Source organism: Ideonella alba (assembly GCF_018069875.1).
Lineage (GTDB): Bacteria > Pseudomonadota > Gammaproteobacteria > Burkholderiales > Burkholderiaceae_C > Ideonella > Ideonella alba.
In genome coordinates this window covers 249,820-268,274 of sequence record NZ_JAGQDF010000005.1, presented here as the reverse complement: position 1 = coordinate 268,274, position 18,455 = coordinate 249,820, and the positions used below count along the sequence as shown (strand labels likewise).

At 70.9% G+C, this 18,455-nt stretch carries 16 protein-coding genes; 2 read left to right on the top strand and 14 right to left on the bottom strand.

Annotated elements, in window-relative coordinates; genetic code table 11:
* Positions 1-59 precede the first annotated feature (59 nt).
* Positions 60-524: a GNAT family N-acetyltransferase gene (locus KAK07_RS10790; protein ID WP_210854501.1), complete on the bottom strand. Its 465-nt coding sequence runs from the start codon at positions 522-524 to the stop codon at positions 60-62.
* Between the two features lie 12 nt (positions 525-536).
* Entirely contained in the window at positions 537-2,690 is a 2,154-nt protein-coding gene (gene scpA / locus KAK07_RS10785; RefSeq protein WP_210854500.1) for a methylmalonyl-CoA mutase, read from the bottom strand.
* Positions 2,691-2,770: 80 nt separating this feature from the next.
* Between scpA and KAK07_RS10780 the strand changes: the two genes are divergently transcribed.
* Together KAK07_RS10780 and KAK07_RS10775 are read left to right on the top strand one after the other, a co-directional pair.
* Positions 2,771-3,481 carry a GntR family transcriptional regulator gene (locus KAK07_RS10780; RefSeq protein ID WP_210854596.1) on the top strand — a complete coding sequence of 237 codons (711 nt, stop codon included), beginning with the start codon at positions 2,771-2,773 and terminating at the stop codon, positions 3,479-3,481.
* Between the two features lie 32 nt (positions 3,482-3,513).
* A complete protein-coding gene (locus KAK07_RS10775) occupies positions 3,514-4,731 on the top strand; it encodes an SUMF1/EgtB/PvdO family nonheme iron enzyme (RefSeq protein WP_210860647.1) in 1,218 nt (405 codons plus the stop codon).
* On the opposite strand, the gene KAK07_RS10770 is transcribed toward KAK07_RS10775, so the two are convergent.
* The 12 genes from KAK07_RS10770 to KAK07_RS10715 all read right to left on the bottom strand — a co-directional run bounded on the left by KAK07_RS10770 (position 4,724) and on the right by KAK07_RS10715 (position 18,455).
* Positions 4,724-5,203 (bottom strand): MSHA biogenesis protein MshP, encoded by a 480-nt coding sequence (locus KAK07_RS10770; protein WP_210854498.1) that lies wholly within the window; start codon positions 5,201-5,203, stop codon positions 4,724-4,726. The genes KAK07_RS10775 and KAK07_RS10770 overlap by 8 nt on opposite strands.
* Positions 5,200-6,087, bottom strand: coding sequence for a type II secretion system protein (locus tag KAK07_RS10765; RefSeq protein ID WP_210854497.1), 888 nt, complete (start codon positions 6,085-6,087; stop codon positions 5,200-5,202). Before KAK07_RS10765 ends, KAK07_RS10770 begins: the two co-directional genes overlap by 4 nt.
* Complete coding sequence (locus tag KAK07_RS10760) at positions 6,084-6,542, bottom strand: type IV pilus modification PilV family protein (protein WP_210854496.1); 459 nt, start codon at positions 6,540-6,542, stop codon at positions 6,084-6,086. Before KAK07_RS10760 ends, KAK07_RS10765 begins: the two co-directional genes overlap by 4 nt.
* Positions 6,526-6,990 carry a GspH/FimT family pseudopilin gene (locus KAK07_RS10755; protein ID WP_210854495.1) on the bottom strand — a complete coding sequence of 155 codons (465 nt, stop codon included), beginning with the start codon at positions 6,988-6,990 and terminating at the stop codon, positions 6,526-6,528. Before KAK07_RS10755 ends, KAK07_RS10760 begins: the two co-directional genes overlap by 17 nt.
* A complete protein-coding gene (locus tag KAK07_RS10750) occupies positions 6,990-11,165 on the bottom strand; it encodes an NIDO-like domain-containing protein (protein ID WP_210854494.1) in 4,176 nt (1,391 codons plus the stop codon). Before KAK07_RS10750 ends, KAK07_RS10755 begins: the two co-directional genes overlap by 1 nt.
* Before the next feature lie 166 nt (positions 11,166-11,331).
* Positions 11,332-11,730, bottom strand: a complete 399-nt coding sequence (locus KAK07_RS25755; protein WP_210854493.1) for a type II secretion system protein — start codon at positions 11,728-11,730, stop codon at positions 11,332-11,334.
* A gap of 33 nt (positions 11,731-11,763) precedes the next feature.
* A complete protein-coding gene (locus KAK07_RS25750) occupies positions 11,764-12,171 on the bottom strand; it encodes a type II secretion system protein (protein WP_310738595.1) in 408 nt (135 codons plus the stop codon).
* Positions 12,172-12,200: 29 nt separating this feature from the next.
* Positions 12,201-12,704, bottom strand: a complete 504-nt coding sequence (locus tag KAK07_RS10735) for a type II secretion system protein (protein WP_210854492.1) — start codon at positions 12,702-12,704, stop codon at positions 12,201-12,203.
* On the bottom strand, positions 12,701-13,933 hold the full coding sequence (locus KAK07_RS10730) for a type II secretion system F family protein (RefSeq protein WP_210854491.1): 1,233 nt from the start codon (positions 13,931-13,933) through the stop codon (positions 12,701-12,703). The genes KAK07_RS10735 and KAK07_RS10730 overlap by 4 nt, the downstream gene beginning before the upstream one ends.
* Position 13,934: 1 nt before the next feature.
* The gene (locus KAK07_RS10725; RefSeq protein ID WP_210854490.1) at positions 13,935-15,647 is read right to left on the bottom strand and encodes a GspE/PulE family protein; all 1,713 of its coding nucleotides are present in this window, start codon (positions 15,645-15,647) and stop codon (positions 13,935-13,937) included.
* A gap of 16 nt (positions 15,648-15,663) precedes the next feature.
* Positions 15,664-17,256, bottom strand: coding sequence for a pilus (MSHA type) biogenesis protein MshL (mshL, locus tag KAK07_RS10720; protein WP_210854489.1), 1,593 nt, complete (start codon positions 17,254-17,256; stop codon positions 15,664-15,666).
* Positions 17,253-18,455: a hypothetical protein gene (locus KAK07_RS10715; protein WP_210854488.1), complete on the bottom strand. Its 1,203-nt coding sequence runs from the start codon at positions 18,453-18,455 to the stop codon at positions 17,253-17,255. The genes mshL and KAK07_RS10715 overlap by 4 nt, the downstream gene beginning before the upstream one ends.

Here is an 18,455-nt window from a genome sequence, read left to right as displayed (position 1 = left end):
GCTCGGCGGCGCCGGCGAGCGGCGGTGGCGTGTCGGACATCGCGTTCATCGCGGTGCGTTCAGGTCCGCGCGGGGCGCAGGTAGTACAGGTCCCACTCGCCCTCGGCCTGCAGCACGAAGCCGTGGCGCAGGTAGAAGCGGTTGGCGTCGGAGTGCTTCAGCGCGGTGACGCTGACCGCCTTGCGCTGGGCATCGGCGTCCTGCAGCACCTGGTCCAGCACCCACGAGCCGATGCCCTGGCCTTGCGCCGACGGGTGGATGTAGAGGTGGTCGAGCAGGCAGTCCTTCTCGCGCGGCACCACCACCACGAAGCCCACCAGTTCGCCGCGCAACCGGATGTGGCGCGTGTAGGCCGGCAGGTACCCGCGGGAGAGGCGCTCACGGGCACGCTGGGGATCGAAGCGGCCCACGCGCTCCAGGCTCTCGCGCATCGCGGCCATGCGCAGCGCCAGCAGGGCCTCGAAATCGCCCTCGCCGGCCGGCAACAGCGCCAGGCCCTCGGGTGCGCGGTGCGCGTGCGGCATGTCGGCCCGGCCTCAGAGACCCTGCGCGGCGCGGATCTGTTCCAGCACGTCCTTGGCGCTGGCGGGGATCGGCGTGCCGGGGCCGTAGACGCCCTTGACGCCCGCATCGAACAGGAAACCGTAGTCCTGCGCCGGGATCACGCCGCCGACGAAGACGATGATGTCGTCGGCGCCCTGCTTCTTCAGCTCGGCAATGATGGCCGGCACCAGGGTCTTGTGACCGGCGGCCAGCGTGGACACGCCCACCGCATGCACGTCGTTCTCGATCGCCTGGCGGGCGCACTCTTCGGGGGTCTGGAACAGCGGACCCATGTCGACGTCGAAGCCCAGGTCGGCGAAGGCCGTGGCCACCACCTTGGCGCCGCGGTCATGGCCGTCCTGGCCGAGCTTGGCGATCATCACGCGCGGGCGGCGGCCCGCCTGCTCGGCGAAGGCGTTGATCTCGTCCTTCAGCTTGTCCCAGCCCTCGGCCGAGTCATAGGCAGCAGCGTACACACCGGTCACCTTCTGGATGTCCGCGCGGTGGCGGCCGTAGACCTTCTCCAGCGCATCGCTGACCTCGCCCACCGTGGCACGCAGGCGGATCGCCTGGATGGCCAGGTCCAGCAGATTGCCCTGGCCCGATTGTGCGGCGGCCGTCAGCGCCTCCAGCGCGGCCTGCACCTTGGCGCCGTCGCGGGTGGCCTTGATCTGCTGCAGGCGGGCGATCTGCGCCTCGCGCACGCGGACGTTGTCGACCTCGAGGATGTCGATCGGGTCTTCCTTGGCCAGCTTGTACTTGTTGACGCCGACGATCACGTCCTTGCCCGAGTCGATGCGGGCCTGCTTCTCGGCGGCGCTGGCCTCGATCTTCAGCTTGGCCCAGCCCGAATCCACCGCCTTGGTCATGCCGCCCATGGCCTCGACCTCCTCGATGATGGACCAGGCCTTGTCGGCCATCTGCTGGGTCAGCGACTCCATCAGGTAGCTGCCGGCCCAGGGGTCGACCACGTTGGTGATGTGGGTCTCTTCCTGGATGATCAGCTGCGTGTTGCGGGCGATGCGGGCCGAGAACTCGGTGGGCAGCGCGATGGCTTCGTCGAAGCTGTTGGTGTGCAGGCTCTGCGTGCCACCGAAGACCGCGGCCATCGCCTCGATCGTGGTGCGCACCACGTTGTTGTAAGGGTCCTGCTCGGTCAGGCTCCAGCCGCTGGTCTGGCTGTGCGTGCGCAGCATCAGGCTCTTCGGATTCTTCGCGTTGAAGCCCTTCATGATGCGCGCCCACAGCAGGCGGGCCGCACGCATCTTGGCGATCTCCAGGTAGAAGTTCATGCCCACCGCCCAGAAGAAGCTCAGGCGGCCGGCGAAGTCATCCACGTCCAGGCCCTTGGCCAGCGCGGTCTTCACGTACTCCTTGCCATCGGCCAGCGTGAAGGCCATCTCCAGCGCCTGGTTGGCGCCGGCTTCCTGCATGTGGTAGCCCGAGATGCTGATCGAGTTGAACTTCGGCATGTTCTTCGCCGTGTACTCGATGATGTCGCCGATGATCCGCATGCTCGGCTCGGGCGGGTAGATGTAGGTGTTGCGGACCATGAACTCCTTGAGGATGTCGTTCTGGATGGTCCCGCTGAGCTTGTCCTGCGACACGCCCTGCTCTTCCGCTGCCACCACGTAGCCGGCCAGCACCGGCAGCACGGCGCCGTTCATGGTCATGGACACGCTGACTTTGTCGAGTGGGATGCCGTCGAACAGGATCTTCATGTCCTCGACGCTGTCGATCGCCACGCCGGCCTTGCCGACGTCCCCGGTGACGCGCGGGTGGTCGCTGTCGTAGCCGCGGTGGGTGGCCAGGTCGAAGGCCACCGACACGCCCTGCCCGCCCGCGGCCAGCGCCTTGCGGTAGAAGGCGTTGGACTCCTCGGCGGTGGAGAAGCCGGCGTACTGGCGGATCGTCCACGGCCGCACCGCGTACATCGTGGCCTGCGGGCCGCGGATGAAGGGCTCGAAGCCGGGCAGCGTGTTGGTGTGGGGCAGCCCGGCCACATCCTCGGCGGTGTAGAGCGGCTTGACGACCAGGCCTTCCGGCGTGTGCCAGTTCAGCTTGTCGAGGTCACCGCCGGCCGACTTGGCGGCCGCTTTGGCCCATTGCTCGAGGCTGGCGGGATTGAATTCGTGGGCGTTCGACATCACAGGGCTCCAGGGCTCAGACACGGCGCGGCCCGAGGGATGACCCCCACCCGGACCCCGCTTGCTTCACATCATACATGATGCATAATTATGAATACAAACTTGAACGCTTCCTGACGCACCCGTCCCAGCCCACCACCGCCGTGCCCACCGACGCCGACACCCTGTTCGCCCCGCGCGCCCTGTACCAGCAGGTCGCCGAGAAGCTGCGCGAGCAGATCTTCGCGCGCCAGCTGGAGCCCGGCAGCTGGATCGACGAGCAGAAGCTGGCCGCCGACTACGGCATCAGCCGCACGCCGCTGCGCGAGGCGCTGAAGGTGCTGGCGGTCGAGGGCCTGGTGACGATGAAGGTGCGCCGCGGCGCCTACGTCACCGAGATGTCCACCGACGACGTGCGCCAGGTCTACCGCCTGCTGGGCCTGTTGGAAAGCGATGCCGCTGCCGAGGTGGCCGAGCACGCCACCGAGGCGCACATTGCCGAGCTGCGCGCGCTGCACGAGGCGCTGGAGTCGCAGGTCAGCCAGCGCGACGCCTTCTTCGACACCAACGAACTGTTCCACCACCGCCTGCTGCAGATCGCCGGCAACCGCTGGCGCCAGCAGATCGTGGGCGACCTGCGCAAGGTGATGAAGCTCAACCGCCACCACTCGCTGTTCAAGAGCGGCCGCCTGGCCGAGTCGCTGGCCGAGCACCGCGCGGTGATGGCCGCGCTGGAGGCCCGCAACGGCACCGAGGCCGCACGGCTGATGCGCGCCCATTTCGACAACGGGCTGGCCGCCGCCACCGTCTGAGCCCGGCGCGGGGCGCCGATAATCCGCGCCCGATGAGCCTGGACGACCCCCTGCTGACCGCCACCGGCGATGGCCGCGCGCTGGCGGCTGCGCTGACCGAGGCCCGCGGCCACTGGCTGCCGCTGGTCGCACCGCTGCGTGCCCTGCTGGGCGAGGCGATGGAGTTGCGCTACCTGCCCGAGCTGACACCGCCCCGCTGGCAGATCGCGCACGGGGCCTGGCTGGAGGACTGGTGGGTGGGGCGCAACCCGCAGCGCCGCCAGGGCCTGGCCGCCAGCGCCGGCGCGCCGCGCGGCCGCGCGGCCACGGCCCGCGAAGATGCCGCGCTGGACCCGCGCCGGGTCAGCCACGCCGGCCGCTGGCATGCCGAGGTGCCCACGCTGGCACGCGCGCTGGCGGCGTCGCAGCAGTGCCGCCAGCGCAGCCTGGCGCTGCTGGCCACCGAGTCCCGCGGGTCACCCTCTGCGGCGCTGGCGCCCTGGCGCCTGCTGCTGTGGCACGAGGACCATGAACGCGCCACCTGGCTGGGCCTGGCCCAGGCGCTGGGGGCCTGGCCCGACAGCGCGCTGCCCGAGATGCCCACGCTGCGCAGCGACGACACACCGCGCACCCTGCCCGCCGGCACCTACCGGCTGGGCGCCCCCGACGGCGCCTGGCTGGCCCCGGACGAGTACGCCGCGCGCGAGCTGACGCTGCCGGCCTGCACGATCGACCCCCAGCCGGTCAGCTGGGCCCGCTACCTGCCCTTCATCGAGGTCGGCGGCTACGACGACCCGCAGTGGTGGAGCCCGGAGGGCTGGGCCTGGCGACAGCGCCACAGTGCCGGCCGCCCGCGCCACCTGGGCCGCAACGAGGACGATGGCGGCTGGCGCCTGGCCCGCTTCGGCCGCTGGCTGCCGCTGGATCCGGCCGCGCCGGCGATGCACCTGAGCCGCCATGAGGCCCAGGCCTGGTGCCGCTGGGCGGGACGCCGCCTGCCAACCGCCGACGAATGGGAGGCGGCGGCGCGCGCCGGCCTGCTGTCCTGGGGACAGGTGCTCGAATGGACGGCCGATACGCTGCCCGGCGACCAGCCGGTGGCCGACTGGGCCGCCAGCAGCGCCCATGCGCGCGCGGGACGCGTGGGCGACGCGCTGCTGTGCGGTGCCAGCTTCGCCGAACCGCCCCGGCTGCACCGGCCCTGGCGGCGCCTACCGGCGGCGCCGCAGGACGGCAGCGGCTTCTGCGGATTCCGCAGCGCCCTCAGTTGACGATCACCGACTGCGTGGACCGCTCGACATAGCCCAGCTCCACCACCCGGGCGTTGTCGGGGCAGCCGGCCGAGGAATTGCAGGCCGTGGCGGTCAAGGTGTAGCTGGTCACCGTGCGCGCGGTGCCGGGCGCGCTCTCGCCCTCGTTGTAGGCGGTGGCCTGGCAGGCCACGGTGACCCACAGGCCGGTGTCGGCGCTCAGGTCCAGCGTCTGGCTGGCGGCGTTGCAGCTGCCCCAGCTGCCCTTGAGCACCTGCCAGGCGCCCCACTCCAGGCCGGCGGCTGCGGCGGCCGTCGCCCGGCTGGCCGACAGGCCCTGCGCCAGGCTGCCCTGCTGGGACACGCCGATGCGCACCACCGCCGCCGCCAGCGCCGCCATCAGCACCAGCACCACGAGCGCGGCGATCGCGCCGAAGCCGCGCGGGCGACGGCGACTGCGGCGGTCACGGCATGTTCGGGCGTTCGTGCTCATGGGATGTTCGACACGTGGGCGCCCATGCTCAGGTGGGCGGTCTCGCCGGCGCGGGCGATCTCGATCTCCATCCAGACAAAGCCGCTCTGCTGGGTGGCGCCCTGGTTGGGGTCGTAGACAAAGTTGCAGCTCTTCACCTTGGACGCCAGCACCGTCCCGCTGCTCGGGCAACTGCTGGGGTACGCCGCGTTGAATCCATAGGCCTCGTTGAGCAGCAGCGTGCCCTTGCCGTCGCCCGCGGCGTCGAGGGTGCCGTCGGCGCCGGTGCAGCTGAAGAACACCGCCTGCCGGCTGGCCGGCACGATGAAGAAGCGGCCGCCGTCGTAGCCCGGCGACACCTGCTGCGCCGCCATCGTGATGCGCTGCTTGCCCTGGCTGGCCGACGGCGTGCTGAGGCCCGTGATCAGCGACCGGTTCAGGCCGTCGTAGACATCGTTGCCATTCTGGTTGTTGATCACCACGTAATCACCGACCGCGGCCACCGACGAGCCCCAGCCCAGTACATCGAACACCGTGGTGGCGGCGCTGGTATCCACCCAGGCCGCGCAACTGGCGCCCGGCGTGCAGCCCGGCGCCGAGTCGTTGACGGTGTCGGGCCCGGCACGGTAGCGGCCGCCCGCCTTGGTGGGCACCAGCTCGAAGCACTGGTTGCCGACCATGCGGATCGAGTTGGGCAACGCCCGGCGCACGTCGCGCACGATCGTCGTCAGCGCGCCGTCGGCGCGGTGCAGCAGCTCGCCGCGCTGGCGGCTGGCCACGTAGTTGTCCACCGCAGGTCGCAGGAAGATCACCAGCGCCGCCGCCAGCACGCCGCCGATGGCGATCACCAGCACCAGCTCCACCAGCGTGAAGCCGCGTGCGCGGGTCTCTCGGGAGCGGCTCATGAGGCGTAATCCGTGCGCCAGCCCACCAGGCTCAGCGACTGGCCCGAGCGGCTGACCGTGACCGTGATCTTCAGCGCGGTCGCCCCGGCGAGCGTGGTGGGCAGCACGCTGACGGCGACCGAGTAGCCGCTGAGCGCGGTGATCGGCGTGCCATCGATGCTGCAGATCGCGCCATTGCTGGCATAGCCGTTGTAGTCGGCCACATCGTTGTAGGTGTTGCGGGCGCAGGCCGCCGGGGCGGTGTTGGCCGTCGCGGCATAGGGCTTGAGGGCGATCTCCTCGAGCATCTCCACCGCGATCACCTCCATCTGGCGCTGCACCAGCGGATCGGCCGAGCCGCGGCCCACGGTGGAGAAGGCCAGCATCAGCCCGGCCACGCCCAGCCCGAGCACGACGATCGCGATGACCAGCTCGACCAGCGTCAGGCCGCGCTGGCGCTTACTCGACGACACCATTGACGCCCCGCATGGTGATGGCCGACGACCCGGAGGGCGTCAGCGTGAAGGTGGTGCTGGCACCGCCGGCGGTGGCCGACACGCCGCCCCAGGCCTGGATGTACAGCGTGGTCGACGGCGAGGCCGACAGCGTCACGCCGGCGGGCGGCACGGCCCAGTTGCTGGAGCCATCAGGCGCGCCGATCGTCGCGCTGCAGCTGGTGTCCGACTTGGCCACCGCAATGCGAACCGTCATGGTCCCGCCGCTCAGGTCCACGCAGACCAGCCGGCGGTGGCTGATCGCGGTCGACTGGGCCAGCCGCAATCCGGCCACCAGGCTGTCGCGGTAGGCCTCGGTGCGCGCGCCGGTCAGGCCCTGGAAGCTGGGCACGGCCACCGCCGCCAGCACGCCGACCAGCACCAGCACGACGATCAGCTCCACCAGCGTGAACCCCCGAGCGCGGCGCATCAGAACAGCTCCCGGATCTGCATCAGCTTGCGCGACTCGGGCGCGTACACGCCGAAGGTGGCGCGCGCCGACGGGTCGCGGTCCCAGGTGGCGGCACACGAGCCATTGCGCGAGCGCAACCAGGGCAGGCCGGCGCCGGCGGCGCTGCTGTGGCTGGCCAGGCAACTCTGATCGGCCGCCGTGCCGCTGCCCAGGTGGACCGCCACGTCGACGGTGCCGGTGCCTGACGGGCTGGGCGGCGCCAGCGTGATCGCGCCCTGCCCGGCGCTCAGGCTGACCGCGCTGACCGCGCTGGTCCAGCTGGCCGCGCTGCCGTTGTGGTTGACGACACGCGGACGCACCACCGCGCTGGTGGGGATGCTGGTGCAGCTGTCGTCGCTGTTGAGCACCCAGCTCATGCCGCTCCAGGCCTGCACCTGCAGCGGCAGCTGCAGGCTGGACTTGTCGGTGCCGAAGGCATTCGACACCACCAGGCGGCCACTGCGCAGCATCATCGAGCCCTCGGTGTAGCCCTGCGAGCTGACGGCGTTGGCATCGACGCCGCGCACCGTGATCGTCTGCTCGGGCGTGAGCTTGCTGGTGAAGCTGAAGACCGGCGCGGTCCCGCTGCCCACCCCGGCGGTGAAGGCGCTGGCCGCCAGGCTGCCCGCCAGGCTGCCGGTGCTGTTGCCGCTGGCGTCGACAAAGCTGATCGCCTGCGCCTGGTTGGGGCTGGTGGCCGCGCTGCCGTCGTAGTTGAGGGTGACCCCGTTGACCGCGTTGCGCGCGGTCACCGTGACCCCGAAGGGCTGGCCGGCATAGCTGAAGCTGCCGCAGGCGGCGCTGGTCTGCAGGTCCAGGTGGTGGGGAATGACCGCAATGCTGCCCGGGTCGGTGGTCTGGCTGCCGGACTGCACGGCGTAGTAGCAGTCCTTCTCGAAGCCATAGTCGGGGTCCTGTCCGAAGGTGGTGTTGTCACAACTCAGGCTGCCGCTGATGCCATGCAGGTGCAGCATCTTGCCGCGCGAGATGTAGCGCACGGTGGCGACGATGCCGCTGGGCAGCGTGCAGGTGCTGCGCTCATGGGCGCAGTAGGTCCAGGCGCCGGTGGTGCCGGCCACCGAGATGCCGCTGCCCAGGTAGTTGCCGCTGGCCAGGCGGGCCGTGGCCTCGAGCCGCCCCACCTCGCTCCAGGCATTGCCGCTGAAGGTGACGCTGGCGGCACTGACACTGCCGGCGCTGCCCACGGTGAAGCTGCCATCCACCGCGCCACTGCCACCGGGTTTGGCGCGGTAGAAGCTGAGCGCGGGCTTCAAGGGCGTGGTCTCCAGACCGTAGTTGGGCGTGGCGCTGCCCAGGCTGTTGACGGCGGTGACCGTCAACGCAAACGGATCACCTGCCTTCACCGTCGATGGCAGGCCGCTGAAGGTGTAGCCATACGGGGCGGCGACGAAGCTGTCGCTGCCAGTGAGATTCAGCCCGGCGTCGGCACCGCTGCCGGTGTAGCTGGCGCTCAGCGCCACCTGGCCGGCATCGCGGTACTGCACGCTGATGCTGGCCACGCCGCTGGTGTTGAAGCTCAGGCTGAAGGCCTTGCCGGCGGCATCGCAGGCGGCGCTGGCGTTGCCGGCGGCGTTGGTGGCCGTGCCGTTGACCAGCGCCGGCAGGGTGCCGGTCGTGGGGTTGAGGTAGCTGCACTTGAGCGTCACGCTCTTGGTGCCGCTGAACGCCGCGCCGCAGCTGCCGCCGGTGTTCTTGACCGCGGTGATCGACACCGTCTGGCTCTCGCCCGAGCGGTGCGACGGCACGTCGAACAGGAAGCCGCTGCTGGCCGGCGTGAAGCTGCAGCTGTTGGTGGACGAGGCAGCCACACCCAGCCCGCAGAACACCGGCTTGGCGTTGCCCGGCGTGACCGACAGGCCGGTCAGGCCGACCGTGGCGGTGGTGGTGGAGGTCACCTGGGCCTGGATGGTGGTGGTCGACGAGCCGGCGGCAATGCTCCAGGCCGCGCCGCTGGGGTAGGTCACGGTGACCCCGGTGCCGGTGATCGCCAGGTTGCCGCTGAGACCGCCGACGTAGTAGCCGCTGCAGGCCGCGTCGGCACAGGCGCGGATCGTGTAGGTCGTGGGCTGGCAGGTGACGCTGCTGGTGGCGTCGGTGGTCACCTCGATGTGGTCAAGCTGCCGGCGGGTGACGCTGAAGTAGCCGGTGCCGCCCAGCGCACTGAGCTGCGCGGCCGACAAGGTGGCCGCGCGGCCGGACACCGAGGTGCTGACGCCCACCCCCGTGCCCGGGCAGTTGGCCGCCGCCATCACCACCGAAGCCACGTTGGTGCTGAGGTTGGCGTCGCTGGCGGCATTGAGCTGCAGATCGCTCAGCGTGCCGGTCAGGAAGCTGGCGGGGATCAGCGTGTCGGGGATGCACACCGTCAGCTGCGTCGGCACGGTGCCGGTGGTCTGCACGCGCCACAGGCGGCCGCTGCGCGCGCGACCGGCCAGCGTGCCGCTGCTGATCGACACCGTGCTTTCCACCGTGCCGTTGTTGTCGCCCGCCAGCACGAAGGAGCGGTCGGCCGAGAAGGCGGTACCGGTGGTCGGGGCGATCGTCGAGGCGGTGGACGGCACCGTGGCCGAGGTGGTGATGGTGATCTGGTCGCCGCTGTTGACCGAGCGCGAGATCCGCTGGTCCAGCTTGGACAGATCGTCACGCCCGACACCCACCACGTTGTAGTGCAGGCCGGTGCCCGCCGCCCAGATCGTGCTGCCGCCACTGTGGACGTAGGCGTTGGCACTGGCGCCATTGCTGCCCAGGGTGATGCCGTACTTCACCGCCAGGTAGCTTTCCAGCTGCACCGCCAGCGCCGGCGTCATCGTGTTGCCAAGGAACATCATGCCCTCGGCCAGGTAGCCCTGGAAGTTGCCGTCCCAGCCCGGCCACCCCACGCGGAAGTTGCCATTGTTGCCAGTGAAACTGATCTGGGCGTTGGCGGTGCCGTCGCCCGCGACGACGGCCGCGGCACCGTTCTGCCGGATGCCCTGCTTGCCGGCACCGGGCGCACCGGTGGTCGTGGTGTCCACCGAGAACAGGTAGATCGATGGCCCGTTCACCAGATTCGGTGGCGTGTAGAACTCCCGGTTGGTGGTGCAGCAGTTGCCCGCATCCCAGTAGATGTGCGGGTTCCACGGGAAATGCACCGACAGACGGCCATCGACGTAGCCCGACGGCGTGACGGTGTCCTCGTAGAACAGCCAGTTGTTCTGGGTGCTCGACACCGGGTAGCCCACGGCCACGTAGTGCGCGCGCGTCCAGGTGGATGTGCCCAGGAAACTGGGCCCGGTGAAGTACTGCGCCCCGGCCGCGGTGGCGGTGGTGCTGGTGAACTCCACCGTCGGGTTGAAGTTGATGTTGCGCGCGTTGGTGTTGCGAAACACCGGCGCCGTCGTGCTGCCCGTGAGGTTGCGGCTGTAGCTGGCGTGGTTGGTCCAGGTGCTGATACCCGCGCCATCGGCCAGGCCGATCGAGCCGGCGCGCCCCCACCAGACATGGCCGCTGACGCCGCCCGGCGATGTCCCCTCGGCCGCGCTGAAGCGGATCGCGGTGGACGAGGACGCCTTGGCCGGCGTGTTCAGGCTCCACTGGGTGTAGTCGCTGCCGCTGAGCTGCAGGCCGATCGTCGCGCTGGAGCCGGTATCGCCCATGCTCTGGTAGCGGAACTCGACGTCGCCGTACTCGTACAGCACGGCCTGGAAACTCAGCCGGACCGCGGTGTTGCTGAACAGCGCGACGCTGTTCCAGCTGATCACGAAACGGCGGTTGGGCGCCGAACCGAGCGTGCCGTACACCACCGAGGCGCCACTGACGTCGGTGCGCAGGTCGTCCCAGTAGGGCAGCAGCAGCGGCGCGGTGCCGGTGGGCAGCGCGGTATTGTTGTAAGCGGTGTTGGCGCCGCTGAAGGCCACCAGACCGTTGGACGAGATGTAGACGGTCGACACCGTCACCCCGCCCACCGTGACACTGAAGGGCAGGCTGATCGCCCCGGAAGACACGTCGTCGCCGATGACGCCGGCGCTGGTGGACACCGTGTCCCAGCTGTAGGTCACGCTGCTGGCGGTGAACGTGGCTGCGCTGACCTTTGCGCCCGCCAGGAGCAGGCAGGCCAGCAGCCCATGCAGCAGCAGTCGCACGATCTTCGACATGCGTCGATTCTGCGAAGCGCCACCGCCGCCGAAGCGCCGATAAGACGCCCAAAGGCCAGGCTGAACCGGCCCCGCGCGACACGCAGGACCGGCTCAGCCTGGCCAGGGGCCCAGGACGCCGGGATCGACCCGGCCACCGCCTCGCGTCTGCCCCCTGAAGGGCGGATCAGTTGCCGGCGGCGATGCCCTTGAAGCTGGCGCTGCTGTTGCTGACCGTCACCGTGCAGTTCGCCGTGGTGCCGTTGGTGGTGCCCGGCTCGGACCCCGAGGCGGCCACGCTGTAGCCCGAGGGCAGACCGCCCTGCAGCAGGCCGGAGACATCGGAACACTCGTCGACCTTGGCGCACTTGCCTGCTGTGACCGTGTTGTTGGTCAGCATGCAGCCGGCATAGTTGTTGTTCATGGCCGCGGCGGCCGCACCGGCCACGCCCGCGGCAGAGCCGCCGTAGGCGTCGTCACGCAGGTCCATGAACTTGGGCAGGGCGGCGGCCGCCAGGATACCCAGGATGACGATCACGACGATCAGCTCGATCAGCGTGAAGCCGCGTTGCAGGTGGGATTTCATCGCATGCTCCTTGCGCAGGCAGGGCGGTGGAACTCAGTTGCCGGCGGCGACGCCCTTGAAGCTCGCCAGCGCTCCGGCCTGGTAGCCGGTGTAGAACACATTGCAGTCGCCCGTGGCGCCGTTGGTGGTGCCCAGGTCGGTGCCCGACGCCGCCACGCTGTAGCCGCTGGGCAGGCCGGCCTGCAGCAGGCTGGCCACGTCGCTGCACTGGTCCACCTTGACGCACTTGTTGGCGGTCACGGTGTTGTTGGTCAGCATGCAGCCGCTGTAGTTCAGGTTCATCGCGGCGGCACCAGCGCCGGCCACGCCTTGCGCGGCCGAGGCGTAGGCATCGCCACGCAGGTCCATGAACTTGGGCAGCGCCGTGGCGGCCAGGATGCCCAGGATGACGATCACGACGATCAGCTCGATCAGCGTGAAGCCTTTGGTGGTGGATCTCATCGGAAGCTCCTTCGAGGCGAGGGGGTGGGTCAGGAACAGGTGGACTGCAGGACGGTGATTTCCGGCCGCTGCCCCACGCCGGCGGGGGCGAGGTAGACCAGCTCGCACGTCCCGTTGTCGGCATGTCGCAGCGAGACCTTGAGCCCGGCCTGTCCATGCTGCCGGGTGGTTTCGACACGGAATTGATCAGCAGCAGGCTCGCCAGGCACCAGACCGACCAGGCGGCCGATGCCGTCCAGCCCGGCCTGCGGGTAGCCCAGCTCACCGCGCACCAGCCACAGGCCGACGCGCACTTCATGGCAGTCCTCGCGCAGATCGCGGGTCTGCGCCGCCAGACACTGCCAGTGGAACTGGTCGACCGCCTGGATCATCAGCAGCGCCATGTTGTCGAGGGTGGCGGTGCGGGCGTAGCGCTGGGCATCGCGGTAGCGCGGCAGCGCCACGGCCAGCAGCGAGGCGGTGATCACGATGACCACGGCCAGCTCCAGCAGGCTGAAGCCTGGCGCGCGGTGGATGCGGCGCAGCGACTTCATTTCTTGAAGGCCGCGCGGCCCAGGTCCCAGACCGGCAGGAAGACACCCAGCGCCAGGATCAGCACCAGGATGCCCAGGAAGACGATCAGGATCGGCTCGATCTGCTGCGACAGGGTCTTCAGTTCGTACTCGACGTCGCGCGCATACAGATCGGCCACCTCGTCCATCAGCTCGTCGACCGCACCGGTCTCCTCACCCACCGCGATCATCTGCAGCACCACCGGCGTGAAGATGCCGGCCAGTGCCGCAGCGCGCAGGATGGTCTCGCCGCGCTCGACGCTGTCGCGGATGCCTTCGACCCGCTGGCCGATCCAGCGGTTGTCCACGGTCTGTGACACCACCGCCAGCGCCTGCGCCACCGGCACGCCCGAGCGCAGCGACAGCGCGAAGCTGCGCGCGAAGCGCGACAGCGTGGCCTTGTGGACGATCTTGCCGGCCACCGGCAGCCGCAGCTTCAGGCGGTCCCAGGTCAGCCGTCCGGCGGCCGTGCCGGCCCAGCGCCGGAAGGCCACGAAGCCGGCCACCGCACCCAGCGCCAGCAGCCAGCCGAACTGCACGGTGAAGGCCGATGTCGCCATCAGCACGCGGGTCATCCACGGCAGCTCGGCGCCGAAGTTGCGGAACACCTGGTCGAAGGCCGGGATGACGAAGAGGTTGATCACCGCCACCGCCACCACCATCGCCGCCACCACGAAGCTGGGGTAGCGCAGCGCCGAGCGCACCTGCTGGCGCATGAACTGCTCGAACTCCAGGTGCTTGAACAGGCGCAGGAAGACTTCGTCCAGCCGACCGGTGGCCTCGCCCACCCGCACCATGGCGATGTAGAAGGCATCGAAGACCGCCGGGTGCGCGGCCAGGGCCTGCGACAACTCACGGCCCGATTCCAGCGTCTGGCGCACCGCGGCCAGGGTGGACCGCATCGCCGGGTTGGCGGCCGATTCGATCAAGCCCCCCAGCGCACGCAGGATGGGCACGCCGGCACGCAGCAGGGTGTTGAGCTGGCGCGAGAACAGCAACAGGTCCACCGTGGCCACACGCGGCGCGCGCCAGGCGGGCAGGCGCAGCGTGAGCGAGGGCGTCGGCCCGGCCGGCACGGTGCCGGCCTGGATGCGCAGCGGCGTGATGCCGCGTGCCTGCAGCAGCTCCGCCACCGCACCCGCGGTGGGCGCCTCCAGCGTGCCGGAGACCGCACCGCTGGGGCCGTGGCCGGTGTAGGCGAATTCGGCCATCTCAGCCTTCGTCCACCTGGTTGGTCGCGCGCATCGCCTCTTCCAGCGTGCTGCGGCCCTCGATGGCCAGGCGCACCGCATCGCGGCGCAGCGTGTGGCCGGCCATCTGGCGCCGCGCGGCCTGCGTGAAGGCCTGGGCCTCACCGTGGTTCAGCGCCTCGACCAGGTCCTGGCTCATCTCGACGAACTCGTAGATGCCGGTGCGGCCGCTGTAGCCGGTGTGGTTGCACAGCGCGCAGCCGCGGCCGCGCCAGAAGGGCGTGTCGGCGGCGCGGTCGCCCAGCTCAGTTTCCAGGAACTGGCGCTCGGCCGGCGAGGGTTCGGCCGGCGCCTTGCAGGCCGGGCAGATCACCCGCACCAGGCGTTGCGCCAGCACCATCTGCAGCGACAACGCCACCATGTAGCGCGGCACGCCCATGTCCAGCAGGCGCACCGGCGTGGACAGCGCGTCGTTGGTGTGCAGCGTGGACAGCACCAGGTGGCCGGTGATGGCGGCGCGCATGCCGATCTCGGCGGTCTCCTGGTCGCGCATCTCGCCGATCAGCACCACGTCCGGGTCCTGGCGCAGCGCGGCGCGCAGCACGCGCTCGAAGCTGAGGTCGATCTTCTCCTGCACCTGCACCTGGTTCAGGCCCGGCAGGCGGTACTCCACCGGGTCTTCGGCGGTGAGGATCTTGCGGTCGGTGCTGTTGAGCTGGTTGAGCGCGGCGTACAGCGTGGTGGTCTTGCCCGAGCCGGTGGGCCCGGTGACCAGCACCATGCCGCTGGGCCGGGCGATCGCACGGCGCAGCGCGGCCAGCACGCGCTCGGGCATGTGCAGGCGGTCCAGCTCCAGCAGGCCGGCGTTCTGGTTCAGCAGGCGCATGACCACCGATTCGCCATGCTGGGTGGGCAGTGTCGAGATGCGCACGTCCACCGTGCCGCCGGCCAGCTTGACGGCGAAGCGGCCGTCCTGCGGCAGACGCTTCTCGGAGATGTCCAGGCCGCTCATCAGCTTCAGGCGCAGGGCCACCGCGCCGGCGATCTTGGCGTCGGTCTCGGTCTGCACGCGCAGCAGGCCGTCGATGCGGAAGCGGATGCGCAGTTGCCGCTCCTGCGGCTCGATGTGGATGTCGGAGGCGCGCACGCGCAGCGCCTCCTCGAAGACGCTGGTCAGCAGGCGCACCACCGGCGCGTCCTCGGCGCCCAGGTTGCCCAGGCCCAGCACGTCGGCCAGGCGGGTGTCGGCGGCGCCGAGTTCGCTGGTCAGCTCGCGCGCCAGGCCGGCGATCTCGTCGCTGCGCTGGTAGCTGCGCTCGATCGCCGCCAGGAAGGCACCCTCGGTGACCACCGAGATCTCGATCGGGCGGCGCAGCAGCCGGCCCAGCTCATCGTAGGCGCCGATGTCGGTCGGGTCGGCCATGCCCACGCGCAGCGAGCCGCCCTCCTCGGCCAGCACCACCGCGCGCAGGCGGCGGGCCTGCACCTCGGGCAGCAGCTTGATCAGCTCGGGCCGCAGCGACTGCGGCTGCAGCTCGACGAAGGGCATGCCCAGCTGGCGGGCGATCAGGCGCGCCACCTGCTCCTCGGTGACCCAGCCGTTGTCGACGAAGGTGCGGCCCAGCTTGCGGCCGGTGCGGCGCTGCTCTTCCAGCGCACGCTCGAGCTGCTCGGGCGCGAGCAGGCCCTCCTTGATCAGGAGGTCACCCAGGCGGACGCGTTCGGGGCGGGCCATCGTGTTGCTCGTTGGCTCAGCGGGCCGGGGCCTCGAGCTGGATGACCTGGCGGGCGCGGGCGTCCTCGGCCGATTCGGGCCAGCGGCCGTCCTGGATCACCGTGGGTTTCATCAGGATCACCAGCTCGCGCTTGCGGCTCACCGCGTTCTTCTGGCTGAACAGCTTGCCGACCAGGGGCATGTCGCCCAGCACTGGCAGGCCCGACTTGTCCAGCGTCTGGCTCTGCGTCATCAGGCCGCCGATGGCGACGATCTGGCCGTCGGCCACGCGCACGATCGAGTCGGTCTCGTTGACCGCGCTGGTCGCCAGCGGCAGCTTGTAGCTGCCCAGCGAGCCCAGGTCGACGTTCTTCTGCCGCTCGCTGACCACGCTGATGCTGGGATGCACATGCAGCATCACGTTGCCGCGCTCGTCGATCTGCGGCGTCACGTCCAGCGCGATGCCCGAGAAGAAGGGCTGCAGCGTCACCGTCGGCGTGCTGCTGGAGCTGGTGGCGGTGCTGGTGCTGGTGCTGGCCACGCCGGTGACGTAGAGCTCGTCGGTGCCCACTTTGAGCACCGCCTTCTGGTTGTTCAGCGTGGCGATGCGCGGGCTGGACAGCACCTGCACGTCGCCCTGGGTCTGCAGGAAGTTCAGCATGGCCGCGAAGGTGCCGGCCTGGAAGGCGATGCCGTACATGCCGCCGCCCAACGCATTGGCCATCAGCGCGCTGCCCGGCGTGGCCAGGTTGCCGCTGCCGTCGACCAGGTCGCCGGTGTTGCCGATCGTGGCGCCCGGCTGCAGCATGCCCACGCTGAGCTTGCCCTTGCCGAGGAACTTGCCGAAGCTGCTCCAGTTGATGCCCTGCTGCGACTCCTGGCCCAGCACGACATCGACGATCTTGGCCTCGATCATCACCTGGCGCTCGATGTTGATCTGCACCGCGCCCAGGTACTGCTCGACCTGGCGCAGCTCGGCCGGCGAGGCGCGCACCACGACCACGCCCGCCGCCGGATTGAGCACCACGCGGCGATCGGCGGCGGTGCCGACCAGGGCATTGAGCGAGCTCTGCACCTCGCGCCAGAAATCGGCGTCGGAGGTGGTCCGCACATGGGCCGAATCCTCGGCGCGCCCCCCCACGGTGCCGCCGCTGGTGGTGCTGCCACCGGCGCCGGCCGCTGCGGCAGCGCTGCCGCCGGTGCCGGCCTGGGTGATCGAGCTGGACGACACCCGGATGTCCGAGGCGCCCTGGCGGCGGCCGGGCAGGTAGTTGATGCGGAACAGCCGCGTCTGCACGGTGTTCGAATAGACCGTGATGCGGTTGCCCTGGACCTTGAAGTCGTAGCCGTAGAGGTCGCGCAGTGCCGCCAGCGCCTCCATCAGCGTGGTGTCCTTGAGCGACAGCGACACGGTGCCGGTGACCTCGGGCGAGACCAGCATGTTGTAGCGGCTGCCCACGGCCAGCTGGGCAAACACGGCCGAGGCGGGGGCGTTGTTCATCGCCACGTCGAAACGTGGGCCGTCACCGGTCTCGGCCGCGGCGGCGGACAGGGGCGCCGGCAGCGGTGCGGCCGAGGCCAGCGTGGTCCAGGCCAGGCCGACGGCCAGCAGCAGGGGTCTGACGTTCATGGCGTCTCCTTGTTCAGGGCGACCACGCCCACCAGGTGCGGCCCGGTCAAGCGAAGCGCGGGGGGCGCGAGCGGTGCGCGCAGCGCGTGGGTCGTGGCAGGCGCCGAGGCCGGACGCGGCAGCGCCTGGGCCCAGGCCCGTGCCGGCTGGGGCCGCAGCGGGCGCACCGGCGCGCGGCGCAGGGCCGGGGCCGGCGCGGCGGCGACGGTGACCGGGGCCGGCCGCAGGGACACCGGTGGCGTCCACCAGGTCGATGCGGCATCGGTCGCCGCCGAGTGGCGGGTCCAGTGCGAGGGATCGCCCGCACCCGTCGAGGGCCGGGCGAGCACCACGCTGGGCGGCAGCGGGCCCCGCAGCGGTCCGCGCGCCCGCACGGCGGGGCGCGGCTCCACGCGGGCCAGGGTCGGCCACGCAAAGGGCAGACCGCGCCAGCTGGCGGCGGCGCGGGACGGCGCTACCACCGGGGGCTTCGGCGCCTGGGACGGGCCGGCGGCCACCTGCATCCGCGGCGCCTGACTGGGCAGACGCAGCACCGGTTCGGCGCGCGGCGGTGCGGCCGGGCGCAGCGGTGCCGGGGGCGGGGCCGACGGCCCAGGCGCCACCAGGTCGGCCCAGCTCAGGCGCGTGACCGGCGGCAGCGAGGGGGCCGGCGCCGGGGTCGGCGCCGGCACGGGGGTGTACTGCCACTGGGCGGTGCTCAGCGACGGCGTGGCGCGGCTGATCGGCGCCTGGTTCATGGCGCCGGCGGCGCTGGCGGCCTCACCGGCCACGGGGGCCGAGGGCAGCGGCACGGCGCGGCGCGCACGGGCCTTGGGATCGAGGTACTGCACGCCGACCAGGGTCCAGCGCTGCGGCCCGCCAGGGCCCTTGGCGAGCACGCCCTGGGCGTCGATCGAGACGATCTCGAAACCATTCCAGCGCTGGCCGGCGTGCAGCAGCTGGCCGTCGACCAGGGCGCTGGCCACGCCATCGCGCGGCATCTGCAGCGATTGCAGCTGCGGCTCGGTCGGCACCACCGCCGGGGCAGCCGCCGGCGCAGCGGCGCGGGCTGCGCCGGAGGGGGCCGCGGCGGGCTCGCTGCCCGGCAGGCCCGTCAGCGGCCGGGTCGGATCGGTCATGCCGGCGCAGGTCAGGCCCGGGACCAGGCCCAGGACCACCACCAGGGTGCCAGCGCGGGGGACGCAGGATCGACCGGTCAT